This is a genomic window from Cloacibacterium normanense (genome assembly GCF_002943105.1).
Taxonomy (GTDB): Bacteria; Bacteroidota; Bacteroidia; order Flavobacteriales; family Weeksellaceae; genus Cloacibacterium.
In genome coordinates, this window is sequence record NZ_PTPZ01000001.1 from 405,648 (window position 1) to 431,316 (window position 25,669).

25 protein-coding genes are annotated in these 25,669 nt (G+C 32.9%); 20 read left to right on the forward strand and 5 right to left on the reverse strand.

Going from position 1 to position 25,669, the window contains the following annotated elements:
• Position 1: 1 nt before the first annotated feature.
• Together C3729_RS01840 and C3729_RS01845 are read left to right on the forward strand one after the other, a co-directional pair.
• Positions 2-979 carry a DUF3644 domain-containing protein gene (locus tag C3729_RS01840; protein WP_104792570.1) on the forward strand — a complete coding sequence of 326 codons (978 nt, stop codon included), beginning with the start codon at positions 2-4 and terminating at the stop codon, positions 977-979.
• Entirely contained in the window at positions 979-4,203 is a 3,225-nt protein-coding gene (locus tag C3729_RS01845) for a type I restriction endonuclease subunit R (protein ID WP_104792571.1), read from the forward strand. Before C3729_RS01840 ends, C3729_RS01845 begins: the two co-directional genes overlap by 1 nt.
• Positions 4,204-4,285: 82 nt before the next feature.
• On the opposite strand, the gene C3729_RS01850 is transcribed toward C3729_RS01845, so the two are convergent.
• Positions 4,286-4,645, reverse strand: coding sequence for a hypothetical protein (locus tag C3729_RS01850; RefSeq protein WP_104792572.1), 360 nt, complete (start codon positions 4,643-4,645; stop codon positions 4,286-4,288).
• Between the two features lie 107 nt (positions 4,646-4,752).
• On the opposite strand from C3729_RS01850, the gene C3729_RS01855 reads away from it, so the two are divergent.
• The 6 genes from C3729_RS01855 (at position 4,753) to C3729_RS01880 (ending at position 10,219) form a co-directional block, all read left to right on the forward strand.
• A complete protein-coding gene (locus tag C3729_RS01855; protein ID WP_104792573.1) occupies positions 4,753-4,986 on the forward strand; it encodes a hypothetical protein in 234 nt (77 codons plus the stop codon).
• Between the two features lie 353 nt (positions 4,987-5,339).
• A complete protein-coding gene (locus C3729_RS01860) occupies positions 5,340-5,807 on the forward strand; it encodes a LexA family protein (protein ID WP_104792574.1) in 468 nt (155 codons plus the stop codon).
• A complete protein-coding gene (locus tag C3729_RS01865; protein ID WP_104792575.1) occupies positions 5,807-7,072 on the forward strand; it encodes a Y-family DNA polymerase in 1,266 nt (421 codons plus the stop codon). The genes C3729_RS01860 and C3729_RS01865 overlap by 1 nt, the downstream gene beginning before the upstream one ends.
• A gap of 145 nt (positions 7,073-7,217) precedes the next feature.
• A complete protein-coding gene (gene dgt / locus C3729_RS01870) occupies positions 7,218-8,633 on the forward strand; it encodes a dGTP triphosphohydrolase (RefSeq protein ID WP_104792576.1) in 1,416 nt (471 codons plus the stop codon).
• A complete protein-coding gene (locus tag C3729_RS01875) occupies positions 8,633-9,397 on the forward strand; it encodes a hypothetical protein (protein ID WP_133159929.1) in 765 nt (254 codons plus the stop codon). Before dgt ends, C3729_RS01875 begins: the two co-directional genes overlap by 1 nt.
• Before the next feature lie 177 nt (positions 9,398-9,574).
• A complete protein-coding gene (locus tag C3729_RS01880) occupies positions 9,575-10,219 on the forward strand; it encodes an SOS response-associated peptidase (protein WP_104792578.1) in 645 nt (214 codons plus the stop codon).
• Positions 10,220-10,804: 585 nt separating this feature from the next.
• On the opposite strand, the gene C3729_RS01885 is transcribed toward C3729_RS01880, so the two are convergent.
• The gene (locus tag C3729_RS01885) at positions 10,805-12,529 is read right to left on the reverse strand and encodes a response regulator transcription factor (RefSeq protein WP_104792579.1); all 1,725 of its coding nucleotides are present in this window, start codon (positions 12,527-12,529) and stop codon (positions 10,805-10,807) included.
• Positions 12,530-13,030: 501 nt separating this feature from the next.
• On the opposite strand from C3729_RS01885, the gene C3729_RS01890 reads away from it, so the two are divergent.
• The 11 genes from C3729_RS01890 to C3729_RS01950 all read left to right on the forward strand — a co-directional run bounded on the left by C3729_RS01890 (position 13,031) and on the right by C3729_RS01950 (position 23,242).
• Entirely contained in the window at positions 13,031-13,576 is a 546-nt protein-coding gene (locus C3729_RS01890; protein WP_104792580.1) for a hypothetical protein, read from the forward strand.
• A gap of 266 nt (positions 13,577-13,842) precedes the next feature.
• The gene (locus tag C3729_RS01895) at positions 13,843-14,859 is read left to right on the forward strand and encodes a hypothetical protein (RefSeq protein WP_069797055.1); all 1,017 of its coding nucleotides are present in this window, start codon (positions 13,843-13,845) and stop codon (positions 14,857-14,859) included.
• 299 nt (positions 14,860-15,158) lie between these two features.
• On the forward strand, positions 15,159-15,677 hold the full coding sequence (locus C3729_RS01900; protein ID WP_104792581.1) for a hypothetical protein: 519 nt from the start codon (positions 15,159-15,161) through the stop codon (positions 15,675-15,677).
• 189 nt (positions 15,678-15,866) lie between these two features.
• A complete protein-coding gene (locus tag C3729_RS01905; protein WP_104792582.1) occupies positions 15,867-16,235 on the forward strand; it encodes a hypothetical protein in 369 nt (122 codons plus the stop codon).
• Positions 16,236-16,546: 311 nt separating this feature from the next.
• Positions 16,547-16,933 (forward strand): hypothetical protein, encoded by a 387-nt coding sequence (locus C3729_RS01910; protein ID WP_133159930.1) that lies wholly within the window; start codon positions 16,547-16,549, stop codon positions 16,931-16,933.
• On the forward strand, positions 16,930-17,814 hold the full coding sequence (locus C3729_RS01915; RefSeq protein ID WP_104792584.1) for a hypothetical protein: 885 nt from the start codon (positions 16,930-16,932) through the stop codon (positions 17,812-17,814). The genes C3729_RS01910 and C3729_RS01915 overlap by 4 nt, the downstream gene beginning before the upstream one ends.
• Before the next feature lie 180 nt (positions 17,815-17,994).
• Positions 17,995-18,819: a GLPGLI family protein gene (locus C3729_RS01920; protein ID WP_104792585.1), complete on the forward strand. Its 825-nt coding sequence runs from the start codon at positions 17,995-17,997 to the stop codon at positions 18,817-18,819.
• Positions 18,820-18,957: 138 nt separating this feature from the next.
• Complete coding sequence (locus tag C3729_RS01925; RefSeq protein WP_104792586.1) at positions 18,958-20,058, forward strand: peroxiredoxin family protein; 1,101 nt, start codon at positions 18,958-18,960, stop codon at positions 20,056-20,058.
• A 118-nt stretch (positions 20,059-20,176) separates the two neighbouring features.
• Positions 20,177-21,064 carry a hypothetical protein gene (locus C3729_RS01930; RefSeq protein WP_104792587.1) on the forward strand — a complete coding sequence of 296 codons (888 nt, stop codon included), beginning with the start codon at positions 20,177-20,179 and terminating at the stop codon, positions 21,062-21,064.
• Positions 21,065-22,061: 997 nt separating this feature from the next.
• On the forward strand, positions 22,062-22,589 hold the full coding sequence (locus C3729_RS01940; RefSeq protein WP_104792589.1) for a hypothetical protein: 528 nt from the start codon (positions 22,062-22,064) through the stop codon (positions 22,587-22,589).
• 227 nt (positions 22,590-22,816) lie between these two features.
• Positions 22,817-23,242, forward strand: coding sequence for a DUF6943 family protein (locus C3729_RS01950; RefSeq protein ID WP_104792591.1), 426 nt, complete (start codon positions 22,817-22,819; stop codon positions 23,240-23,242).
• A 286-nt stretch (positions 23,243-23,528) separates the two neighbouring features.
• Here C3729_RS01950 and C3729_RS01960 read toward each other — a convergent pair whose 3' ends face one another.
• Genes C3729_RS01960 through C3729_RS01970 form a run of 3 tightly spaced genes read right to left on the reverse strand, consistent with a single transcriptional unit; the run spans position 23,529 to position 24,915 of the window.
• Positions 23,529-23,741 carry a hypothetical protein gene (locus tag C3729_RS01960; RefSeq protein WP_104792593.1) on the reverse strand — a complete coding sequence of 71 codons (213 nt, stop codon included), beginning with the start codon at positions 23,739-23,741 and terminating at the stop codon, positions 23,529-23,531.
• Positions 23,738-24,148 carry a DUF5675 family protein gene (locus C3729_RS01965; protein WP_104792594.1) on the reverse strand — a complete coding sequence of 137 codons (411 nt, stop codon included), beginning with the start codon at positions 24,146-24,148 and terminating at the stop codon, positions 23,738-23,740. The genes C3729_RS01960 and C3729_RS01965 overlap by 4 nt, the downstream gene beginning before the upstream one ends.
• Before the next feature lie 8 nt (positions 24,149-24,156).
• Entirely contained in the window at positions 24,157-24,915 is a 759-nt protein-coding gene (locus C3729_RS01970) for a hypothetical protein (RefSeq protein ID WP_104792595.1), read from the reverse strand.
• Between the two features lie 228 nt (positions 24,916-25,143).
• Here C3729_RS01970 and C3729_RS01975 point away from each other — a divergent pair, with 228 nt between their 5' ends.
• Positions 25,144-25,341: a hypothetical protein gene (locus C3729_RS01975; protein WP_104792596.1), complete on the forward strand. Its 198-nt coding sequence runs from the start codon at positions 25,144-25,146 to the stop codon at positions 25,339-25,341.
• The last annotated feature ends 328 nt before the right edge of the window (positions 25,342-25,669 follow it).

Below are 25,669 nucleotides of genomic sequence, written 5' to 3' on the forward strand. Positions count from 1 at the left end.
TATGGCAAAACGGAGCAGAAAAATATGGAGCATAAAAACTGAACTCTTGACAAAGTCAAGAGAAGCGATGCTTTGTGCTGTTCAGATTTTTAACAATCCGAATATCATTTTCAAATCGGAAAGCTTCATTGTTCTTGCCAACATTTCATGGACATATCTACTTCATGCCTATTACAGAGATAATAAAATTGATTACCGATACTACGAACAAAAAGCCCAACGCAAGAAATTTGATAAAACCAAGCGTGGTGCTTTTAAATATTGGGAATTGGAAAAATGTCTGAATGACAAGAAATGCCCCATTGATAAAATTCCAAAAGCAAATTTGCTGTTCCTTATTGGTCTTAGGCATGAAATAGAGCATCAAATGACCACAAGGATTGATGATTTTCTTAGTGCAAGATTTCAAGCCTGTTGCCTCAACTACAACCATTATGTGAAAAAGCTTTTTGGTGATGAATTTGGAATAGATAAACACCTTTCCTTCTCACTTCAGTTTTCTTCAATTAGTGATTTCCATGCAAAGCAACTAAATGAATTTTCAGAATTACCTCAGAACATTGGCTCATACATCAATGATTTTGACAACTCCGTTTCTGACGATGAATTTAATAATCCGCAATACTCCTATCGTGTGTTATATGTGCCTAAGACCGCAAATAGAAAAGGTCAAGCAGACAAGGTAATCGAATTCATTCCTGCCAACACACCCGAAGCAGAAGGTTTGAACAAAGAATATGTTTTAATAAAAGACCGAGAAAAACCAAAATATCTTCCGAAACAGGTTGTTGACAAAATGAAATCTAAGGGCTACAAAAAATTCGGTATGCAGCGACACACTGAATTTTGGCAGAGTCTCAATGCTAAAGATGAAGCAAATGGTTTTGGCGTGAAAGTCGCAAATACTTGGTATTGGTATGAGAACTGGCTTCAAGAAGTGGAGAACTATTGCAAACAAAATGAGAATGTATTTAAGTAATGACAAGAATCACCGAAAATATTATAGAATCCTTTGCCATTGAGTTGCTCGATAAACTCGGTTATGAGTATATCTATGCACCCGATATTGCACCCGATGGCGAAAACCCAGAAAGGGACAGCTATACACAAGTTTTGTTATTGGGCAGGTTGCAAAATGCCGTTAAGCGAATAAATCATAGTATTCCAGCCGATGCACAGACAGAAGCTATAAAAGAAATTCAGCGTATTGCTTCACCTGAGTTATTGGCTAATAATGAAACCTTTCATCGTCTTTTAACCGAGGGCATTCCTGTTTCAAAACGTGTGGATGGAGACGACAGGGGCGATAGAGTTTGGCTGATAGATTTTAAAAATCCGCACAACAACGAATTTGTTGTAGCCAACCAATTTACCATCATAGAAAATGGGAACAATAAACGTCCTGATGTTATTTTGTTTGTGAATGGAATTCCGTTGGTACTTATTGAATTGAAAAACGCAGCAGACGAAAACACTACCATAAATTCAGCTTTCAAACAAGTAGAAACTTATAAAACCATCATTCCAAGTCTGTTCACTTACAACGGCTTTGTGGTTATATCTGACGGTCTAGAAGCTAAAGCAGGTTCTATTTCTGCGGGTTTTAGTCGATACATGTCTTGGAAATCGGCAGACGGAAAAGCCGAAGCATCACATTTGGTGAGTCAGTTAGAAACTTTGATTCTGGGGATGCTGAACAAAGAAACCCTGATTGACTTAATCAGGCATTTCATTGTTTTTGAAAAATCCAAAAAGGAAGATACAGAAACAGGTATCACAACCATTTCAACCGTTAAAAAATTAGCGGGTTATCATCAATACTATGCTGTAAACCGAGCAGTTGAGTCCACTTTGAGAGCAACAGGTTTTGCCGCAGAACATGAAACGCCTTTGAGCATGGTAATGGAATCTCCTGAAAGCTATGGTGTGCCCGGAGTGAAAAATCAGCCCATTGGCGACAGAAAAGGCGGTGTGGTTTGGCATACACAAGGAAGCGGAAAATCATTATCAATGGTTTTCTATACCGGGAAAATCGTTTTAGCTTTAGACAATCCAACCATACTTGTAATTACTGACCGCAACGATTTAGACGACCAACTTTTTGACACGTTTGCAGCATCCAAACAATTACTGAGACAAGAACCAGTTCAGGCAGAAGACAGAAACCAATTAAAAGAATTATTAAAAGTGGCTTCAGGCGGTGTAGTATTCGCAACCGTGCAGAAATTTCAACCCGAAGAAGGCAATGTGTATGAATTACTCACTGACAGAAAAAACATTGTTGTAATTGCGGACGAAGCACATAGAACACAATACGGCTTTAAAGCCAAAACCATTGATGATAAAGACGAAAAGGGAAATGTAATTGGTAAGAAAATCGTTTATGGTTTTGCAAAATATATGCGAGATGCTTTGCCTAACGCAACGTATTTAGGTTTTACAGGAACACCCATTGAAAGCACTGACGTAAACACACCAGCAGTTTTCGGAAACTACGTGGATATTTATGATATTTCACAAGCTGTTGAAGATGGTGCAACCGTTCGTATTTTCTACGAAAGCCGTTTGGCAAAAGTGAATTTGAGCGAAGAAGGAAAACAATTAGTTGATGACCTTGACGATGAACTGGAACAAGAAGATTTAACCAATACACAAAAGGCAAAAGCCAAATGGGCACAATTAGAAGCCTTGGTGGGTAGTGAAAATCGCATTAAAAACATAGCCAAAGATATTGTTGCACACTTTAGCCAACGTCAGGAAGTGTTTGAAGGCAAAGGAATGATTGTGAGCATGAGCCGCAGAATTGCAGCTGATTTGTATCAGGCAATCATTGATTTAAAACCTGAGTGGCATTCAGACGATTTGAATAAAGGTGTGATAAAAGTGGTAATGACTTCTGCTTCTTCTGATGGTCCTAAAATCTCAAAACATCACACAACAAAAGAGCAAAGAAGAACACTTGCCGAAAGAATGAAAAATCCTCATGACAAATTACAGTTGGTAATCGTTAGGGATATGTGGCTTACTGGTTTTGATGCACCAAGTATGCACACCCTTTACATTGACAAACCAATGAAAGGGCATAATTTGATGCAAGCCATTGCAAGAGTAAACCGTGTTTACAAAGACAAGCCTGGTGGCCTAATTGTAGATTATTTAGGAATTGCTTCTGATTTAAAAAAAGCATTGTCATTTTATTCTGATGCAGGTGGTAAAGGCGACCCAACTATTTTACAAGAGCAAGCTGTTCAATTGATGTTGGAGAAATTAGAAGTGGTTTCTCAAATGTATCATGGCTTTGAATACGAAACCTATTTTGAAGCTGACACTTCAAAGAAACTATCGCTGATACTTGCAGCCGAAGAACACATTTTAGGTTTAGAAGATGGGAAGAAACGTTACATCAACGAAGTAACAGCATTATCAAAAGCCTTTGCCATTGCAATACCGCATGACCAAGCAATGGATGCAAAAGACGAAGTTTCGTTTTTTCAAGCAGTAAAAGCAAGATTGGCAAAGTTTGACGGAACAGGTTCAGGCAGAACAGACGAAGAAATTGAAACAACCATTCGACAGGTAATCGACAAAGCTTTGGTTTCTGAACAAGTAATTGATGTTTTTGATGCAGCAGGAATTAAGAAACCTGATATTTCTATTTTATCCGAAGAGTTCTTAATGGAACTGAAAGGAATGGAACATAAAAATGTTGCTTTGGAAGTTTTGAAAAAACTCTTGAACGATGAAATAAAATCAAGAGCTAAAAAGAACTTGGTTAAGAGCCGAACATTTTTAGAAATGCTCGAAAACTCAATCAAGAAATATCACAACAAAATTCTGACAGCTGCAGAAGTAATTGAAGAACTCATCAACCTAAGCAAGGACATTGTTGAAATGGACAATGAAGCGATACACATGGGGTTGTCAGACTTTGAATATGCTTTTTATACTGCTGTTGCAAACAACGACAGTGCAAGAGAACTCATGCAACAAGAAAAGTTGAGAGAACTTGCAGTTGTGCTGACAGAAACCATAAGACAAAACGCATCTATTGATTGGACAATTAAAGAAAGTGTAAAAGCCAAATTGAAAGTTGCAGTAAAAAGAATTTTACGAAAATTTGGTTATCCACCAGATATGCAAATGTTAGCTACAGAAACAGTCTTAAAACAGGCAGAAATGATAGCAAGTGAAATATCTAACTAATAATACTTTTTTAATTAATTTACCTTACTAACACACTCTCCGAAGTCTCTAGACTTCGGAGCTTATAATTAGTCAAAGGTCCTTAAAACCTCACCCCCTTAGCAATCAAACCATCCACCTGCAGCTTCACCCATTCTTGAGTAGGAGCTTCCAATTTTGCAATAGCATAAGCACTTTGTAAATAATCAAAAACCTCATCATCATAGAGCGCAGAAAGAAAAACATACAAATTTTTCCTATCCCTGTTCTCAAAATAATCCTCATCAAAATTCACAATCGTATTTGCAGCAACTTCCCAACGCTCCTGAAAATAACCATCAAACTCAATTCCTTTCTCCTGCGCAAAACCGTGCAACAAATCCATGCAATCATTAAGATAACCTTCACTATCCAAAGGATCATTAATAAAATACTCTACAAAAAGTGCATTAATATCATTCATAATTGATGAGGTTTCAAAACACTAATTTACATTTTTTGAATTATCCATTTTGTCCCATATTTTGTTGATAAAATAAACTCTAATAATATTAATTGTACTTTTGCAATATGAAATATAAAGTTTCAATTCAAGAATCCAGCCTTACAGATGATTTTGATATTTTTATCGAAATATCAGAGCCTTTCAATGTATCGATAAAAAGAAAATGTAAGGACCAAGAATTATTAAAAATGTATAAGGAAAATCCCCAAGATGTTGATAAAATTTTTGAAAGAGAAATTAGAGCCTCAATAAATTCAATTCTTAAACAACTAAATAAAAAACAAAACAAACTCAATTAGAAATCTGATATTCTCTTCCTCAAAATGAGAATTTAATATCTTGTTCTTATTCGTAACCATTATCTCATTCAGCTGCACAAAAACCGTCTCTAGTCCAAGTATTCCTATAGCCTATGTCATCCTGAGCACAGACATAGTCTGCGAACGAAGTTCTCGAAGGATTTGTTTGCTTCATTTCGCTAATCTTAACGATGAGGTAAACAATTTTCCTCCCACGGTGACTGAGCTTGTCGAAGTCAGGGCAGGGGAAAAGAAAATTGTTTTCCTCCCCGGTGACTGAGCTTGTCGAAGTCAATAACCAAAACTTTTCCACACCCCCTCATTCATTTTGCATTATTTTATACCTTTGAAAAATGAAATCCAAGATAGAACTTTTCAAGCTCGAGAATGAAGAAAAACTAATCATTCCAGTCCTTCCAGCCAAGGTAAAAGCGGGTGGTTATGGCAGTTTTGAAAGTCCTGCATTAGACTTCCCCGAAGACACCATAGACCTTTTAAAGCTCTTAATCAAAGACAAAGAAACCACTTTCTTTGCAAAGGTAACAGGTGACTCAATGAATGGGATTGGAGTATTTGATGGCGACATCCTAATTGTACAAAAAGGACTATTCCCAAGAGAAAATGACATAGTAATCGTATTCTATCAAGGCGAATTTTATGTAAAAAGGTACAAACCGAAATACAAAGAAAACTCCCTAAAAATTGAAAGCATAAAACTTAAATCCGAGAACCCCAACTACTCAGATATGGACATCAACGAAGATACAGACTTCGAGCTTTGGGGCGTGGCAACTTGGAACCTACACAAACTAAGAAAATAATGTACGGCTTAATCGATGGCAATAACTTCTATGCAAGCTGCGAAAGGGTATTCCGCCCAGACTTGCGAAACAAACCCGTTGTGGTACTCTCCAATAACGATGGGTGCGCCATTGCTCGTTCTAATGAAGCCAAAGCCTTGGGAATTAAGATGGGGCAACCATACTTCCAAATCCAACATCTTGAAAAAGAAGCTGGACTAAATGTTTTCTCCGCCAACTTCGTTTTGTATGGCGATATTTCAAATCGTGTGGTCAATATCTGCCGTAGATATTGCAAAGACATTGAAGTGTACAGCATTGATGAATCCTTCTTAGATTTTCACGGGTACGAACATATAGACCTACAAAAACATTGTCTCGAACTTAGAGAAAAAGTTCTCAAAGGTTTAGACCTTCCCACCAGTATCGGATTAGCACCCACCAAAACCTTGGCAAAGGTGGCCAATAAAATTGCTAAAAAGTTACCAGAAAAAACAAATGGCGTATACAGCATAGACACCCCTCAAAAAATTGAGAAAGCCCTCAAATGGTTCCCCCTAGAAGATATTTGGGGTATCGGAAGAAGATACTACGAAAGATTTTCGGCAAGAGGCATCAAAACCGCTTGGGACTTTACCCAACTGCCTGAAGCTTTCGTCCAAAAAGAAATGGGAATCCTCGGACTAAGAATGCACCGAGAATTACGGGGAATACCACAATATGACCTTACCATTCCAAAACCCAAGAAAGGAATCGCCACCACCAGAACATTCGACAAAAGAACAGACGATTTAGAAACCTTGAAAGAAAGAGTTTCTACCTTCGCCTATAAATGCTCCGAGAAACTAAGAGCTCAAAAATCTTGCTGCAGATACGTGACCGTTTTCATAATGACCGACCGTTTCAAACAGGACTTAAAACAATACAGCAACTCCATCACCATCACCTTAACCAATCCTTCCAATTCCGCGATTGAAATTTCAAAAGCAGCTCTGCAAGGACTAGAAAAAATCTACCTGCCATTTTTCCAATACAAAAAAGCGGGAGTAATGGTCACAGAATTCGTTCCAGAAACCGAGAGAATGACCTCATTGTTTGATGAAGACCTCCACGCCAAACACCGCCCAATCATGCAAGTAATAGACGTGATGAACAAAAGACTAGGGGCAGACAAAATCAAACTCGGCTCTATGGACGTTCAAAGAACTTGGAAGATGAACCAAAAGAACCTATCGCCACGCTACACCACAGACCTCCATCAAATCATCAAAGTCAAAGCAAAATAATTTAGATAAGTGTGTTTAAATTTCATAGGTCAGTTGTTTATCACTTAAATTTTGCTATAATCTTTCGATAGTAAGTATTTCTAAATTCTATTTTTTTAGATTTAGTTTGTTTTTAGTAAATTAGCTAATTAAAACTAATAATAATATGAGTTACAAAGAAAAATGGGAACTTTTATTCCAAGATATACGATTTAGAGAAAAAACACCAACTATTCCTTCGGACGGAAGAAATCCTTTTGAGAATGATTACGGAAGGCTAATATCTAGTGCTCCAATTAGAAGATTACAAGACAAAACACAAGTATTTCCACTTGAACAAAGTGATTATATCAGAACTAGATTAACTCATTCTCTAGAGGTTTCATATATTGCAAGTTCAATCGGACAAAGTATTGAAAACTACTTGATTGAAACAGATGAAATATCATCAGATAAAAAAGGTTATTTGAGTTCTCTATTGAGAGTTTCTGGACTAATTCATGACTTGGGGAATCCGCCTTTTGGACATTTTGGAGAAGAAGCAGTAAAAAAATTTTTTAAGGATTATTTTATTTCAAAAGAATTTAAAGAGTATGAAAAAAGAATAAATGAACAAAATAAAACAAATAATCCAATACTTAGTGAATTAGAAAAAGCTGATTTTGTGAATTTTGATGGAAATGTTCAGACACTAAGAATTTTATCAAAACTTTATTATTTTGGAGATGCTTTCGGTTATAATTTAACTTATTCAACATTAGCTTCATGTATTAAATATCCTTCAAATTCAATTGAAGGCAATAAAGGAAAAAAATTTCCCGAAATTTCTAAAAGAAAATTTGGGTATTTTGTTACAGAAAAAGAGACTTTTGATATAATTAACAATTATTTAAATCTTAATAATAGACGAAGCCCTGTTGTCTATTTAATGGAAGCTGCAGATGATATTGCATATAGTGCTGCAGATATTGAAGACGGAATTAAGTTAAATATTGTAAATATTTATGAAGTTAGAAAAATATTTGAAAAAGAATTAAATACTAATAAAAAGTTAGTATTAGATGAACTTGATCGATTGATAATTTTATATGAAATAGAAGAGATTGATGAATCTATCGTGATTCAGAAATTCAGAATTTTCACTCAAAGATTAATGATTTCTAGTATTATTGAAGCTTTCAAAAAGAATTATGATTCTATTATGACGGGCAAATTAGAGTCAGAAATTATAGAAGTATCTGAAGCTTCTGACATACGAGATGCTTATAAGAAATTGCAGATAAAAGTCTTTGATGATAAAAATATAGTTAAAAAAGAAATTGCTGGTTGGGAAGCTATATATGGTCTATTAAAAATAATGGTGAAAGCTTCGAGAAGCGAAAATTTTAAATCAGCAGGAAATACATATGAAGCTCGAATTTATAAATTAATTTCATCTAGCCATCGATTTGTCTATGAAAATATCGAAAAATACGATAATATAGAATATACTAAATTACAAATGATTACAGATTTTATTTCTGGAATGACTGATACTTATGCAATTAATTTATATCAAGAATTAAAAGGAATTAAATTGTAGTGAAAAATTATAAAGACATAAGGCAAGGTTTCTACCTTCATTTTTCAAATCAAATGAAGTCAGAACGCTTTATGGATTTTTTTTACGAATTATTCTTATTTGGTTCTGCATATGCTGTGGGAGGGTACTTTAGAGATTTTATGTTTTCACAAAAAAGTAGAGATATAGATATTATAACAGATATTTCAAATGATTTATTAAAAAGTTTGGTAGTAAATTCTCAAGTCATATATGATGTTAATAGATATGGAGGCATTAAAATTAAACTTAATTCTCTTGAAATTGATATTTGGACAATTGAGAATAACTGGGCATTTAAAAATAATCTAGTAAAATTAAATGATAATGATAAATTAAATAGTATTGCTAAGGGATGTTTCTATAATTTTGATGCTTTAGTTATTAATTTGTACACATATGATTTTAATTTAAGATATTTTAATGATTGCATAGAGAAAAAAGAATTAAATATTCTTCAGGAGCATCCAATTTATAAAAATTTAAATCCATCAGTCGAAGCTAACATTATCAGAGCAATTCATTTATCAAAAAATTATAATTTAGATTTTTCTAAAAGTACAATTGAATACTTAATTGCAAAAATTGGATATATTGAAGATAAATATTCAAATTCATTAGAAAGGTTAATTGAAATAAAAAATCAATATTCAAAATATCAATTTATTACAGAAAGTGATATCTTGAATTTGCAATTTAAACTAAGAGAAAAACAAAATTCAAATCAATTGAAACTCGATTTATAAAAGAATAATTTTTTGATAATAAAAATTTCTAATCCATAACTTTAAAAACCCCTCCAAAGCCATTCAACTTTGGAGTTTTTTATTTCCCAACTTTCACCCCTCCTTTAGGAGGGGCTGGGGGAGGTAAAATGTAAACAAAATTTTCACTATTTTTGATAATCACTTAATCTCACCACCATGTGCAACTACGTAAGAATTAAATCCACACCAAAAGAGCTGGAAAAAGCCTATCAAGCAGAATACTTTGGAGATGATTACACCAGAGACGACAAAATCAATGGTTTTGCCAATCCAAAATTGCCAGTGATTTTAGACCACGATACAGACCATATCGTTGCAGCGCAGTGGGGGTTCCTCCCATCATGGGCTAAGGACAGAGAATTCGCAAAGAAAACTCTTAATGCACGAATGGAAGAAGTACACCAGAAGCCAACCTATAAAAACTACACCAACAACCGTTGCCTTATCTTAGTCAACGCCTTCCACGAATGGAAATGGCTAGATGATAAAGGAAAAAGAAAAGACAATTACCTCATCAAAATTAAAGACCAAGAAATCTTTGCTCTTGGTGGTCTGTACAACATCTGGGTAAACCCAGCTACAGATGAAGAAATCCTTACCTGCACCATAGGAACCACGGAAGCCAATCCATTGATGGCAGAAATCCACAACACCAAACACAGGATGCCAATTCTATTAAACAACCAAATCGAATACCGTTGGTTAGATGATATCCCTGTAGAAGACTTTCTCTACCCAAACTACAATCCAGAACTCACAGCTCAAAACCTCACCAACTTAGAAAGCCATTCATTATTTTAATTTCAAATAAGTGAAATATCACATAAATATTTGAGCCGAATATGTAAAGTATTCGGCTCTTTTTGTTTGAATTAGAAAAGGATTTAAAATATAAATCTCATTATTATTCTAATCTTTCTCCCCTCCTTTAGGAGGGGCTGGGGGAGGCCAAAAGTCAATTCTTCATTCTAATTAATTCTATTCTGAGAGCTTTAATTGAGTGATTTTAAGTATCTGATAAAGTAGCTTCTCAGGAACTTTCATAGAATTACATTGATTAGATTTTTTTGTTCTTTTAGCTTTTCGGTTTCCGCTTTTCTTGTTATTAGTTTTTACCTCATCTCTTTCGGTATTACAAATATGAAGTCATAATTCAACTTTTTCAAGAAAAGTCTGCCGAAATTGATAAAAAACGAGATAAAATAGAGGAGGTATTGGGTGTGTTTTGAAATTTAAAATTCTGGTAATGAAGTAAATAACTGCTGGTATTTTTTGTTTTTAGCGCAATGAATTATTTTTCATCACCTCATCACCTCATCACCTCATCACCACATCACCGTATCACCACATCATCACATCACCACATCCAGAACCATTTCAGAAATTCTAATTTTCTTCATTTAAAAGTTTAATGTAATAAGAAGGCAATGTTCCTGTAATCTTTTTAAAAGCATTGGTGAAAGTTTCAGAATTATTGAACCCAATTTCCTCAGAGATAGCAGCTATGGTATACTTTCTCATTTTTTCGTTCGTTTTAAGCTCTGAAACAATGTAGTTTATTCTGAGTTCATTTAAGTATTGAGTGAAATTTTTTCCTTTTAATTCATTGATTAACTTAGACAGATAATCTCTGTTCGTATCAAACTCTTTAGAAAGTGAATCTAATGTGATGTTTTTTCTTAAAAAATCTTGATTTTTTTCAAAGACCTCTATTTTATGGATGAGAGTCTGAAATTTAGGATGAGAGGTTATGCTGTTTTTGTTCTCCTCATCATCTTGTTTATGGGTATTGAAGGGTTCATTTTCTGTAATGATTATTTTTCTGTGGTCAATTTTTTCAAGCAAGTCCTTTGCATGCTTCTCATATCTTTTGATTTTTTTTCTATTTTCAAAGATGATATAGATAAAAAGACCTGAGCAGATGATTAAAAATAAAATGAACCATATATAAATTGAATTTCGGTTATTCAGAGTTTTTATGAGTCCTTCTTTTTCCTTTATCAGCAAAGCAGTATCATACTTTTTGAAAATTTCTTTGGAAAGATTTTTTTGTGTCTTTGCAATAGCACTGTCTGCATAGATAAGTTGATCAATGTATTTTAATTGCTTTTTTACGTCTCCTTTTTTCTTGTAATAATCAATAATAATTTCATATCCATCCCTGCACACAGGACTGTAATCTTGTATCGCATAAGAAATTGAATCGGATTGAATAAGATAACGGATAGCCTCATCTTCCTGATGAGATTCATATTTCACTTTGCCAATAAAGTAGTATAAAATTGAGAGATTAGAGTGATCTTTATTTTTTCTTAATAATCTTTCAGCAGATTGTAAGTAGCGTAATGACAAAGGCAAGTTTTTTAAATAGTAATAATTGATGCCTTTTAGCATGATGAAGTAATTGTAGTTGGAGTAGATTTTGTGTTTTTTACATTCCTTTATTCCTAACGCTACAAGTTCATTGCTTTTCTCATATAGCTCACATTTAGCATAAATATTGGCGAGTGAAAAAATAGAACCAATGTATGCACCTCTATCTTCATTGCGAGTGCCTATTTTAGCTTTCTGATAATCATAGTATTCTTTGAAAAGGGGTAAAGCTTCTTTATATTCTTCAGTTGCAGTTTTGAGTATGCCTATTAGTAATTTTATACGGTAGAAAAATTCTTGATCGTCTTTTGGACTGTATTTTAAAGCTATTGAATATTGATCTAAAGCGTCCTTATACTTCCCCTCATTGTTGTATAATATCCCTTTAATAATGTATGCATTAGAAGGATAATTTTTATACGTTTTATTTTTTACCAGGGCAATGAGTGAGTCTGCATAGGGATGTCCGTTTTCTCCCTTTAGATTTTTTATTCTGGCAATTTTATAATACCCATCATAGAGCAAATCTTTATTGTTGTCTTTTTTTCCTTTGGAGAGAATTACATTCGCATAGAATTCAGCTTGTTCATTATCTATTTGATATGCATCATGATAAGCATTGTATATATACTGCGTACTTTTATTCTTTAATGAATCGGGTATTTTAAATCCTTTTTTACTTTGAGAGAATAATAAAAAAGGACAGAGAAAAATTAAAATGAAATGAATTCTTTTCATACACGGTTATATCCTACAAAAATAGATATTTTATCAGTATTACAAAGTCTTTTTCAGTGATTTGAAGAGATAAATACAATGATGTAGTAAGACAAAAATATAGAAATTGATAAATTTCGGTAAATACAATTTTTTATTTTGCTTAAATCATTTGATTTTTGTCTTAGTTATAATAAAAAATGATTTTAAATAATAATTCCGATGGCACAGATTTCTAAACCGTGACTTTTCAATCATATCATTTATTTTAATTAAATTTGTTAAGAACTAATAAACAAGAACTCAAATATCGAACTAAAAAATTACAATTATTAGATGATAAGAATTTTACAATTATTTTTTGTCTATTTGAGTGATGTGGCAAAAGGAGCAGAGCGGATTTTGCCACATCGGTTCGGCGGATTATATCCGCAGATGTTGCTCGTCGCTACACGAACTTCGCACATCCGTCGAAACGTTATATGTCATTTAAAAAAAATAACTTTAAACAAAGAATAAATAATGAAAAAAATTTTCGCTATTGTAATCATTACAATTACAAATCTATGTTTTGCACAAAATGTTAAAAACAATGAATTAACAAATTTTGGACGTATTAATTTAGGGTTGCACGGACTTGATGCCTCTTATGAAATGCTAATTTCAAAAAAAATAGTTTGGGAAAACAGTATTGGTATGGGTATGGGTAGTAGTGTATATGGAAGTTCTGTTGAATATCTATTCGACTTTACCAAACCTACACCTTATATTAAATCAGAATTAAAATACATTTATAATACTGAAAGGAGAATTTCAAAACAAAAAAGTATTCTGAATAATTCAGGAAATTATATTGGATTACAAACAAAATATAGTTTTGGAAATAATAATCATTACAAGTTAAACCAAACATTATTGACAGAGATTCATTGGGGAATTCAAAGAAATTTAGGAAAAAAATTCTTATTCAACACTCACATTGGACTTGGATATATTACAGATTTTGATTCGAAAGATGGGCATATAACACCTACAGTTGGATTAAGATTTGGTTATAAAATGTTCTAAAAAGCGACAGATAACATATTCTATGACAAAACACAAATAAAAAATCCGATGACACAGATTTCTATTCTGTGACCTTCCACAAATCATATCATTTACTTTAATTAGATTTGTTAAGAACGAATAAACAAAAACTCAAATAACGAACAAAATAAATACTTACAATCATTTATAAACGAATATTTCCTTGATTATAAGAATTTTACAATTGTACTTCGTCTATTTGAGTGTTATCGGTAATCTCTAAAAAACTATTAACATAACAGAGAATGAAAATTAAAATTATAATATTTTTTTTACTAATTATTAACCTTTCTTTTAGTCAGCAGAAAAAAATAATTAATAATGAATCTACGACTTTCCAATTAACAAGTAGAGATGAAAATATAGATTTTATAGTTTTTGATACAAAACTTGAAACTAAAAAGCCTATTTTTCTTTGGTGTCAAGGTTCACTTCCTTATCCACTTTATGTAAATTCGAAGGAAGGAATCTGGTTAATTGGCGGTGGAATTACAAATTTTGATATTGAGAAGATTACAAAGAATTATTATCTAGTAATCGTCTCTATGCCTAAAACGCCATTAGTTGCAGAGGAAAGCCAAATAAATGATTCCTATTGGTATTTTGGCCACTCAAAGGACAAAAACATTCCAACAGAAGAATTTCAAAAAGCAGATTTTTTAGAAAACTATACAAACCGAGCAATAAAAGTTTTAAAGTTTTTGCACAAGCAAAAATGGGTTGACAACTCAAAACTAATAATTGCAGGTCATTCACAAGGTTCAAAAGTTGCCACAAAAATTGCGAAAAATTATAAGGCAGTAACAAAACTTGGATTATTTGGAGCAAATCCATTCGGAAGAATTGATCAAAACATAAGAGAATCAAGAAAAGACGCAGAAAATAAAAAAATAACTTGGGAAAAAGCAAATAAAGAAATTGAGGAAGAATATGAAATTTATCGTAATGCGAATAATCCGCAAAAAGTAAAAGCAAATGTCAATTTAATTGCATGGAGATCTTTTTCCGAACCTTTAATAGACGATTGGTTAGAAATTAATAAGCCAATTTATTTAGCGTACGGTACATACGATATCGCAAGTGATTTATGCGATTTGGTTCCTTTATACTTCATAAGAAATCATAAAACTAATCTGACTTATAAAAGATATCTAAACCTTGAACATAATTTTTTTGAAGTCGGTGAAGATGGAAGAGCAAACCACGATAAACCACATTGGAAAGAAGTTATGAATAATTTTGTTGAATGGACTTTGAAATGAAAATAAAGAGACTACCGATAATAACTAGAGTTTCGTTGCGTGCGGAGCACGAACAATGAAACTCCTGTTGAACCCGATGGCGCGGATTTTTAATCCGTGACTTTCCACAAATCATATTTTTTACTTTAATTAAATTTGTTAAGAACTAATAAACAAAAACTCAAATAACGAACAAAATAAATACTTACAATCATTTACAAACGAATATTTCCTTGATTATAAGAATTTTACAACTATACTTCGTCTATTTGAGTGTTAAGTGATATTATATCAAAAAACACTGTAAAAATTAAGCTACAATGAAATTTATGATAAATGTTAGCGAAGAACAAATTTTGCCGGAGGAAAAATTTCTACTTATTGATAGTTTATATGATTTTGAATTCCCAAAATGTATAAATGAATTAAAAAGAGAAAGATATTCTAAAAAATCAGATGAAGAATTTGAGTTGATAAAACAAGAATTTGAATCATTTCTAAGAGAAAACGAAAACCCCAATTTAATTTCTGTAGGAATGTATAAATCTTATGCAGACATAAATTTACCTAAAACCTATGATGTAATTTTTGATATAAGAAATAAAAGTAGATTTTGGTATCAAAAAACAATTGTTAAATATGCATATAATTATAAAGATATTTTTCATACAGATTTATGGCAAGGACATTCTTCTCATTTAATAATTGAAATTATTGGAAAACCACCTATTATATTCAATGAACTGAACATCAATTATAAAGATACAAATAAGACTTGTATAGGATTATGCAATAAATTTGATTGGGAATTTATAAAACAAAAAAATAACAACGCCTAACATCCCGATGTCTCAGTTTTCTAATCCGTGACTCATTTATTTTCATTAAATTCGATATAAACTAATAAACAAGAAATCAAATTCAGAACTAAACACTTACAATTATTAGATGATAAGAATTTTACAATTATTCTTCGTCTATTTGAGTATCATCGGCAATCTTAAAATAAAACTTCAAAAACAAACATTATGAAAAATTTCGCAAGAATCTTGACAACATTTATTTTACTTCTTATTGCGCAGAATTTTTATTCACAAGCCAACAATAATAACAAAACTGTTGAACTTGAAAATCAAAACTTAAAATTTAAAGCTGACAATATTTTAGAAAATAAAACAACTGGTATTATTACATTTTTCGGCAATGCTGCATTAATGTCTGATTCAATTAATTTTGAAGGGGCAGAAAAAATTATCTTTAATACCCAAACAAAAAAAATTGAAATTTTAAAGCCAAAAAATTTTAAAATTTTTCACCTTAATTATTTGATAAAAGAAAAATCTGATAATTATAATTTAATGATTTACGATATGAAAGAAAATACTTTAACGCTTTAAATATTGCTTTTTTTTGTTAATTTTTTAGAATGAAAATAAAGACTGCCGATAACATGGGTTTTGCAAGGCGCGGGTTTGAAGATATCCTTTGGGAGATTTGAGACTATACACGCAAAAAAAAATCCATTTTCCCCGATTGCGCAGTTTTCTAATCCGTGACTCATTTATTTTCATTAAATTCGATATAAATTAATAAACAAGAAATCAAATACTGTACTAAACACTTACAATTATTAGATGATAAGAATTTTACAATTATTATTCGTCTATTTGAGTGGTATATGAAATAATGCAAAAAAACCGCATAGAATATGAAAAATTTATTTAAATCAACATTAATTTTACTTATTTCGGTAATTTTAATTTCTTGCCTTCCTATGCCAGGAAGTCCAATGACAGCATTTATTGTAAAAAATACTTCTGAAAAGCCTATAAGTTTTTCTGCAAGCGTAATAAAAATGTCGCAAACATTTGGACCTCAAGAAGTAACAAACTCATTTACGGTTAAAGCAAAAGACAGCATTATTGTAAGACAAACTTATTTTAAAAAAGATGGCGAAAATCCACAAAACTGGTTTTCTAAATTTGATATCTTTCCAGTAGAAGGTATTGAAATGAATAATCCAAACCTTGCTGAAAATTGGAAAAAAACATCTAATGAAAATGTCCCAACCTATACATTTACCATAAACAAATGAAATCTCTAAAAATAATCTTAATTTTTACTTCGGTTTTTGCATATTCGCAATCCAATATTTTTGATAGACTTTCTGTATTAGACAACAATGGGAAAACTTGGTATAATATTGATGGTTACAGCGTAACAAGTGAAGTTTTTAACAATTCTTTTGACGAAAAAGGGTTAAAGAAAATTTTTAAAAAGCATAATATTACTGAAACCGATTTAAAAATTAGAGATGAAAAAATTGATTTCAATAATTATTTCATCACAAAAAAACAGAATATCGCTGGAAACATTTTTCAAACTAATAATTACTATTTTGTGGAGAATCCTACCAATACTACTACTGTTGTTTGGTTTGTAAAAAATGGAATCACAGATAGAGAGACCGAGGAAGAATTAGTTAATAGAATAATTAAGAACCAAATTCCTAGAGAAAATTTTGTTCAGTTGCAAATCCAGTCAATTGATTTTGTAGGAAGAAAAATAGAACTTGGGAATAGTTGCTATTGGTCATATTTAAATACGGTGCAATGTCCTTACTTTGGAGAAATGAATTGGTCTATCCATAAAACTTTGGAAGACGCAAAACAATCTGTTGAAAATCAATTTAATATAACAAAAACAAGAAAAAATACAAAAATTGCAAGTGAAAATATTGTTGATGTTGAATTTGAAGGCATTCCAACCAAAGCAAAAAAAGTTATCGTAGAGTTTACAGGAGTTAATTCTGCTCTAGCGGGAATGTCAGGAGGAAAATCATTGACCGTTTATTACATTGCAGAAAATGTGAGAAACAAGAATATAAGTTGTGTGATGAGTTTTTGGAATAATGATCTAATTAATCCTGAAACGAAATTACCTCCATTATTAGAAAAAGTAATGAAAGTAAAATAACCCCGATGGCGCAGTTTTTTAATCCGTGACTCACCAATACTTTAATTAAATCTGATAGAAAGGAATAAACAAGAACTCAAATACCGAACTAAACACTTACATTTATTAGATGATAAGAATTTTACAATTATTCTTCGTCTATTTGAGTGTTAGCGGGAATCTCTAAAAAACTACCACATAATGAAAATTCAATTTTTACTTTTCCTAATGATTATAAATTTCTCGTATTCTCAAGATAAACTTTTTTTATATGATTATACTTTCATTTCTGATTCTACAAATAAAATGAATGTAAAAAATGAAATAATGATTTTGAATATTCAAAAAGATAGAACAGAATTCTATAGTTACGAAAGATATTCTTCTGATTCTATACAGTTATCCGAAGCCAAAAAAGGGAATATGGCAATGCCAAAAAATAAAGTTCTGATTAATGAAAGAATTGTTAAATATCCTAATTCAAATCAAATTGATTTTATAACTTTTATATCTTGGGATAAATATATTGTAAAACAAGACATAGATCTAAAATGGAAATTGGAAAATAGATTTTCAAAAATTTTAGGTTATGATGTACAAGAAGCAACAACTGAATTCGGTGGAAGAAAGTGGATTGCTTGGTTTGCAAAAGAATTACCAATTCCAGACGGTCCTTATAAATTCAAAAATCTTCCTGGTTTAATTTTAAAAATTGAAGACACTACTAAAAGTCATATTTTTGAATTAAAGGGAATAAGAATAAATGATCATAATTTTACTTATCCCAATTTGAACAACTATAAAGTATATAAATTGAACTTTGACCAATACGTGAAAAAATTTAAAGACTATCGTAAAAATCCAACTGCTGATTTAATTGGTCAAATTCCCGACCAAAGAGATGCAGAAGGAAACTTTAAAACTTCTGCTCAAATAATAAAAGAATTAAATGATAAATGGCTGGAAAACTTTAAAAAAGATAATAACATCATCGAAATAAATTTGTTACACCAAGAAAAACGATAGCGCGGTTTTCTTATCCGTGACTTTCCACAAATCATATCATTTTAGATTTTCAGAATCATATAGTCTACCCAAAACCAAATAAAAAGTTTAAGTAGGAATTGTGTTATTATCTTCAATCTCATTACAATCTCATTACAAATGTCAAATATCAAATTTAAACTATTTTTTGTCTTTTTTAGTTTTTGTTTTTTATCAAAAGCACAGAATACATTTAAAATCATTGCTCATGTCGAAGGTGTGGAGCAAGGCTCTGTTCAAGGTGTTATTCTGCCAAGTTCAGGTTATGCAGGTTTAATGAAAGATGCTAAAATAAAGTTGCTAAACGGCATCTTCCGGCTTGAACTTCAGATGACCAAAACCAAGGAACCATTGCCTATTTATTTCTTTATTTTTAATGGGGAAAAACCATTTATGAAAACCGATGTTGTTCTGTTTTCGCCCAGAAGCCAGAAGTTAATAATAAAAAAAGACGGTAGTATAGTAATTGGAGATAATTCAATTAAACTTCAGAAACATGCTTATGATAAATATTTTAGGGATTACAATTCATCCTATGGACATTATACCGAAAAAGGCAGAAAATTAGTTAAACCAGACAAAAATCAAGTTGAGGAGATGATTGCTCTGCGGGACAAACTTGCTTTGAAAAAGGACTCTCTTCTTTTCGATTTTTCAAAAAACAATAAAAATTCATATTTCCTGCTCAATGATTTATCCCAAAATATTTATACATATGGGTATAAGGAGATTTATGAAAAAACTTTTGATAATTTATCGCCAGTTATAAAGAAGTCGCAATGGGCAAAAAATGTCAGAGCAGAACTTATGGTTTCGAAGAATTTTCAATACGGAAAAGTTTTTACTGTTTACACGATCGGCAATGATGATTTGAGGAAATGGTACGGCAAAAAACTTACATTAGTTGATTTTTGGTTTTCTTACTGTTCTCCCTGTATAGCCGAAATGCCATTCTATTCAGATGTTTACACTAGGTATAAGGAGGCGGGTTTTGAAATAATAAGCATCTCCACAGACCGTAGCCAGGATGTAGTAAATTGGAAAAAGCAGATTGATAAAAATAATATGCGTTGGCATCAGGTGTTAGACGAAAACGGAGTGGTGAGTAAAAAATTCAACATAACAAAATTTCCAACAAACTTCCTCTTAGATGAAAATGGGAAGATATTAAAAAGAGACGTTTCAAAAATAGAACTGCTTTCTATCCTTTCAAAAATTTAATTGCTTCAAACCCCCAGATGGCGCGGATTTCTAATCCAACGGCGCGGATTTGTAATCCGTGACTTTTTATATTTTAATTAAATTTGTTAGAAACTAAATAACCCAAGCACTTCTAAATATGAAATCATATTTCAATTATTTTCTAATTCTAATACTTCTTTCTTTAATCATTATTTCTTGTAACACAAGGGAGAAAAATTACATTACTTATTATAATAAAGTAAATGAGATTGATAGCATCTACAGAATTGCTCAAAGACCTAAATTAGCAATAAAAAAATTCAGAAAATTATTTAAGGAGTTTCCACCTAAAAATCAAGAGAGAATAGAAGAATTTGAAAATTATATTTATTTGAGTGATAAGTATCAAGAAAATTTCGGGGGTAAAAAAAATCTGTACAAGTTTATTACTTTAATTGCACCTTATAGAAACGCTTATCAAGAGCATTTACCCTTATTTAAAAAATATGGAATAGACAGTTTAGAAGCAGCTTATAAAACAGATTTATGGGTGAGGTCAAGAGAAAAAGTATTAATGGATTCTATTACAACTCTTTTTATACGTGATCAAGAAGGAAAACGTTTAGATGTAAATATAAGTGCTAGAAATGATTTAAAAAATGCGAAACTTATGAAGTGGATATTTGATAATTATGGATATCCTTCTTTACAAAAAGTGGGTATTTTTGGGAATGATGATGTCTTTTTACCAATGAGTACCTTTTTTAGTCACATGTCGGCTTCGCAAGATTATCCTTATTTTGAAAAAAAATTAAAAAGATATTTAGAGATGGGGGACTGTACACCACGTGAATATTCAACGATGGTAGACCGCTATCATTTACAAGTTTTAAAAGACAAAATGCTCTATGGTTCTTATATTGGAATAGATGGAATTTCTGATACAATTCAAGTGAATAAAAATCGTAAAAGTGTAGGTTTACCTTCATTAAAACACAATAATATAATTACAAAAGACTTTTTAAAAAAAATAAATAAAAATTAAAACCCCGATGTCTCAGATTTCTTATCCTTGAGTACAGACCAGATGGCGCGGATTTCTAATCCGTGACCTTTAAACTCACTAAAACATACAGTTCATAATAACTCCGTCAAGGTTTCAAAACCACCGCTGTCCGCAGCAAGTAACATAATGAACATTATACGCACTGCCTAGCTACAGAGAGCTGTCTCCACCCAGCCAGCCCTGAGCCTGCCGAAGGGTTACGCCATCATCCCTGCATAGTCCCTATAATGTGGCATTATGTTAAATGCTTTCCTTGCAACAGGCGCAGCCTTTATGCGCTAAACTTTGCAGCCGCTCGATAGGTTATAATTTAGAAGAGCAGACAAATAAAGAAGACCTTCAAATCCCCGCCAAAGCTTGGGAGTAATACCCTGAGCGAAGCCGAAGGGCACAGTAATGATGCACTCGCTGAGGTTCTTCCTATACCTCCAGCAAACCTCTGTCAGATAAAATCTTGGTCAAAATAAAAAGATTTTTCGTGCCATCGGTCAGCTTTCGGTATCGCGCACAGCCGTATTCAGTCCGAAAAAAATCAGTTTTTGCCCACCGCTCAATTTTTTCAGCTGGCTCAATGCATACGAGTAGTATTCATTTATTTTCAGAGGAGTATTCAGTGGCCACCTGAAAAAGCCAACAAAAAACTATTTTTTCCAGCCTTCACACCGCTGTCTTTTCCACCGCTTTTTCCAGTTTAGTAATCATCTTGGCTCTCGGCTCTAGTATCTCGCTTCAATAAGCATCATTTCTGCGCGAACTGGTCTCCCCATTTTGCCACTACTTTCCCATGTTCCTCCAGTACATAATCAGCTTTCATTACACGGAAGTAGGTCCGTTTCATTGCAGCTTTATATGCACTTCCGTCACCGCGCACAGTCGTATGTCGTTGCTTCGTCCCTCGCACCGCCACACCACTGTCTTTGCCATTCCTTCCCATTGGTCGAGTTTTCGTATATTAGTAGAAATTAATAACGATACTATGAAAGAAAATTATCAACTTCAGCATCTAATCGATAAGCTGGGGTTAACCAAAGACGACTATCTCTTTTTGACCATCAAAACGGTCTATTTGTACCACATGAAATCAGGTGAAAAAACAGTGGAATATCGAGACCCAAGTGATTTTATTTTCTCACGTTTGTATGATGATTACTCCAAAAATAATTTTTCAAAACCTAAGAAATATTCACATATACTTTTTCAGGCAGGTTATAATCCAGACAGCCCACGAATGTTAGTAGAACTGAAAGGCTGGAGTCATAAAGGTCAAAATCATCCAGAAAATCTGGACACCAGAGGTCACGATATTGATGATTGGTGTGTAAATCTTGTTTTAGGCAAAATACTCTACGAGAATTTAGATATGTCAAGAGAAGTAGAGTATAACAAGAGAGAAGAAAGAGAATCTGGCCAACCAAGAAAATCTGCAAAATCAAAAGCAGCTTTAAAATCAAAACTTTCTAATCGCAGGTCAAAAATTAGCGGTTCGGTTACCAGAAAAAAATAAAAAAAAAGAAAGTAAAGGTATACGCTCGGGAAAAATGCGCTGTCAATATCTAGCCCATAAAGGGTTTTTTGAAAAAACTATGTGCGTGTAAAGCAAAAAACGCCCATAGTTTTTTCAAAAAAATATTGCATCGCATTTTCCCTCCATTTGAATAGAGCACTTTCTTTTTTTTCCTTTTTTTTCTTTTAAAAATTTTCCTGCGAAGCATAACTTTTAAATCCCAAGTTATGCTTAAAAACAAAGTACGTACGTACTCCGTACACCAAGACGCGCCGAAAATGGCAATTTTCATTCTCAACCGTGGCAGAAATGCAGGAAAACCGCTTCGCCAACCGTGCCCCAACTGTTTTATCATCTATTGCAAAGACGAAAAAGACATGGAGAACCACTACTGGACGTTCTTCACCCTTTGGAAAAATGGATTTTTCCACCCATATCTTTGCGGAAGCGTGATAGACATGCTCAGAATGTCAGATTTCAAGAAACTGCTCCAGAACTGGATTCAACCCAGCATCGAAAAAAACGAACAGGAACCCGGACTCATTGAAAGATTGATTGAAATCGACAATCTAGAACGCAATTACGCCAGACAAGCGAAGCTCTTAAATGATCTTCGAGCGACTTTGGTGAAAAAATTCTACCAAGTGCTCTAATAGAAAAAGCCTCTCCAGCTCGGAGAGGCTCTTTTTTGCCAGTTAGTCACCACACTAAGTTTTTGGCTTTTTTTTCATCATTTGGAGTAATCTCTTAACCAAAAGTGTTGCTACAAAACTCGAGACACCGCCCAAAAATCCTAAAATAATCGTCTTCAAAATATCTTCCGCTTGTAGATTCACAAATATACTTAAAACCGTCCCAAATGCAGTGCTAAATTTTGTTGAGTTATCCACGTAATTCACAGCAAATCAGTATAAAATGAATGCTCACTGACCCAAATTGCTACTCATCACGATAAACTGCAGCTTGACTGACTGCCGAAGCAATGCCACCAGCAACTGCCAAATATCCCGAAACAGAAACCACCAAAGCAGGAAGCGAAACAGGAGCCGTGGCGATAACACCGCTAACAGCCGTTAAGGCCAAACCAATATTTCTAAGCTTTCGGAAAAACTTCGGCGTAGGTTCTTGAATCCTTTGTACTAATTTTTTCATAATGTTTTATTTTTTTGGGTAACAATGAGTTCTACTACAAAACCACTCTCCAGATAGGGGAAAACCAATTTTTTAAGCTTCTCAAAAGCCTTCCTCGATTCATTTCCTCTACCTTCTCCCGTAAGTTGTGTTACAGGAGCAATGCAACCATTCAGTTCCTTTAAAGCGATATTCGCTGGGTGAATCAGAATGAATGTTCTATTCTTCACATTGGTCAACTCCAAATGCCACTTGAATTTGGCACTGAAACGCTTTCGGATTTTGTATTTTCCCTCTGGAATACACGAAATTCTTTTCTGATTATTTCGCCAAGGCAATTCTATTGTTTTACAAATTTCTTTGCCTTCAAAGCTCAAAACGCCATTCGTTCCTTCGGGAAAATACATCCTTTCCAATAAGATTTCCATGAAAAATTTTATACTGGAGAATCAACTTTCACAATCGACAAAGCGTTGAAAGCTCCGTTTTTCAATGGGTATTTTTCACCATTCACATCTTGGAAGAACTCTACTCCTAAAAATAGGAAAATAGGGTGAGGACTGTTCGGAGTCAATTCATTATCCAAAATGAATTCATCAGTCGCCGTTTCATTCCAGTTTTGAATCGCAGATTCATTCATCTGTGTTTCAAAAACACCGTTTTCAAAATCCACAGCAGCTGCAGCAGTTACAATTCTGAAATGAGTAGTTCCACCCGGTGCAGCAATCATCACTGTTGGAACAAAAGCTGGAATGTTCACCTGACATAAACCGCTGGTTCTGGTAATATCTACCGTTTTCGGTGCGAATAGGGTATTCCCTAACTTTCCGTTGATATTAAAGTCAAAACCATCTAAAAGGATAGCCTCTCCGTCAATAACGTTACGGGCACCTCTAGGGTTTACTTGGTCCATTTGGATAACCTTTACCATTTGTTTCGTCAGTCTGCTTACCATTCTGGAATCAGAAGCTCTTAACAGAAGCGGACGAACCGCATTTCTGAGCACCTTTCCAGAATTCCCAGCTCTCCCAAATTCTGAACCGTTTTCTCTGGTTCTCTGGAAAGTAGGATCATTTTTAATTCTCTCTGCAGAAACGCCACCTTTCTCTCTCGCCAAATAACCATCTTTTGACTTATAGAAAGTGATGCCACCAATAGTGCCATCTAACTTGATAATACTTTTTTGTCTTGCCATTTTTTTACTTTTTACTAGATTTATTTTTCAGATGATGAGGTTCACCTGTTCAAACCTTCGCGAATTCACATGACAAAATTTGAGATTTTTCAGCCAATAAAAAAGCTCGCATTGTTCAATATGTCACTATCTGTCATAAATGTCTTACAATAGTCTAAATGTCTTTAAAAAAAAATCTTACCTTGCATATGCTTAAGGGATACTCCTAGTCAAAGGCATAGATAGTGTATGAAAAAGCCATTAAATAGATTATGCATCTATCCAAAAGATATACAAAGAATAACAGGTAAAAGTTATCGCCAAAGTATCAGATTGATGCACAAGATTAAGGCAGACCTCAATAAGTCTCATAACGAGTTCCTTACTATTGAAGAGTTCTGCAATTACACTGGGATTAAATATGAACAAGTGGTTCAATTCATTTGAATATGTTTGAACATTTAACTGGACTAAATATTTACCTAAACTTTAATATTAATATATAAAACCAGTTCAAGATTTAGCCTTCTTCTCTTTGATAATCAGCTATTAATCACTATATTTGTATTATTAGTTTAGTGAACAAGATTGTATATAACAGAATAGGAGTCTTAAAAGGAGTCACTTGTAAAATTTAAATTATAATATATTGATAATCAGTATTTAAATTTGTTTTACAAATCCCTCTTTCTCCGCTAAGTAAATTACAAACGCTGTAAACGAAAGTTTACAGCGTTTTTTCTTTTTAATCCTTTTTATACGAAGTCAGGGATTA

Coding starts and splice junctions, on each gene's coding strand:
- C3729_RS01840 (WP_104792570.1), top strand. CDS start 2: ATGGCAAAACGGAGCAGAAAAATATGGAGCATAAAAACTGAACTCTTG.
- C3729_RS01845 (WP_104792571.1), top strand. CDS start 979: ATGACAAGAATCACCGAAAATATTATAGAATCCTTTGCCATTGAGTTG.
- C3729_RS01850 (WP_104792572.1), bottom strand. CDS start 4,645: ATGAATGATATTAATGCACTTTTTGTAGAGTATTTTATTAATGATCCT.
- C3729_RS01855 (WP_104792573.1), top strand. CDS start 4,753: ATGAAATATAAAGTTTCAATTCAAGAATCCAGCCTTACAGATGATTTT.
- C3729_RS01860 (WP_104792574.1), top strand. CDS start 5,340: ATGAAATCCAAGATAGAACTTTTCAAGCTCGAGAATGAAGAAAAACTA.
- C3729_RS01865 (WP_104792575.1), top strand. CDS start 5,807: ATGTACGGCTTAATCGATGGCAATAACTTCTATGCAAGCTGCGAAAGG.
- dgt (WP_104792576.1), top strand. CDS start 7,218: ATGAGTTACAAAGAAAAATGGGAACTTTTATTCCAAGATATACGATTT.
- C3729_RS01880 (WP_104792578.1), top strand. CDS start 9,575: ATGTGCAACTACGTAAGAATTAAATCCACACCAAAAGAGCTGGAAAAA.
- C3729_RS01885 (WP_104792579.1), bottom strand. CDS start 12,529: ATGAAAAGAATTCATTTCATTTTAATTTTTCTCTGTCCTTTTTTATTA.
- C3729_RS01890 (WP_104792580.1), top strand. CDS start 13,031: ATGAAAAAAATTTTCGCTATTGTAATCATTACAATTACAAATCTATGT.
- C3729_RS01895 (WP_069797055.1), top strand. CDS start 13,843: ATGAAAATTAAAATTATAATATTTTTTTTACTAATTATTAACCTTTCT.
- C3729_RS01900 (WP_104792581.1), top strand. CDS start 15,159: ATGAAATTTATGATAAATGTTAGCGAAGAACAAATTTTGCCGGAGGAA.
- C3729_RS01905 (WP_104792582.1), top strand. CDS start 15,867: ATGAAAAATTTCGCAAGAATCTTGACAACATTTATTTTACTTCTTATT.
- C3729_RS01910 (WP_133159930.1), top strand. CDS start 16,547: ATGAAAAATTTATTTAAATCAACATTAATTTTACTTATTTCGGTAATT.
- C3729_RS01915 (WP_104792584.1), top strand. CDS start 16,930: ATGAAATCTCTAAAAATAATCTTAATTTTTACTTCGGTTTTTGCATAT.
- C3729_RS01920 (WP_104792585.1), top strand. CDS start 17,995: ATGAAAATTCAATTTTTACTTTTCCTAATGATTATAAATTTCTCGTAT.
- C3729_RS01925 (WP_104792586.1), top strand. CDS start 18,958: ATGTCAAATATCAAATTTAAACTATTTTTTGTCTTTTTTAGTTTTTGT.
- C3729_RS01930 (WP_104792587.1), top strand. CDS start 20,177: ATGAAATCATATTTCAATTATTTTCTAATTCTAATACTTCTTTCTTTA.
- C3729_RS01940 (WP_104792589.1), top strand. CDS start 22,062: ATGAAAGAAAATTATCAACTTCAGCATCTAATCGATAAGCTGGGGTTA.
- C3729_RS01950 (WP_104792591.1), top strand. CDS start 22,817: ATGCTTAAAAACAAAGTACGTACGTACTCCGTACACCAAGACGCGCCG.
- C3729_RS01960 (WP_104792593.1), bottom strand. CDS start 23,741: ATGAAAAAATTAGTACAAAGGATTCAAGAACCTACGCCGAAGTTTTTC.
- C3729_RS01965 (WP_104792594.1), bottom strand. CDS start 24,148: ATGGAAATCTTATTGGAAAGGATGTATTTTCCCGAAGGAACGAATGGC.
- C3729_RS01970 (WP_104792595.1), bottom strand. CDS start 24,915: ATGGCAAGACAAAAAAGTATTATCAAGTTAGATGGCACTATTGGTGGC.
- C3729_RS01975 (WP_104792596.1), top strand. CDS start 25,144: ATGAAAAAGCCATTAAATAGATTATGCATCTATCCAAAAGATATACAA.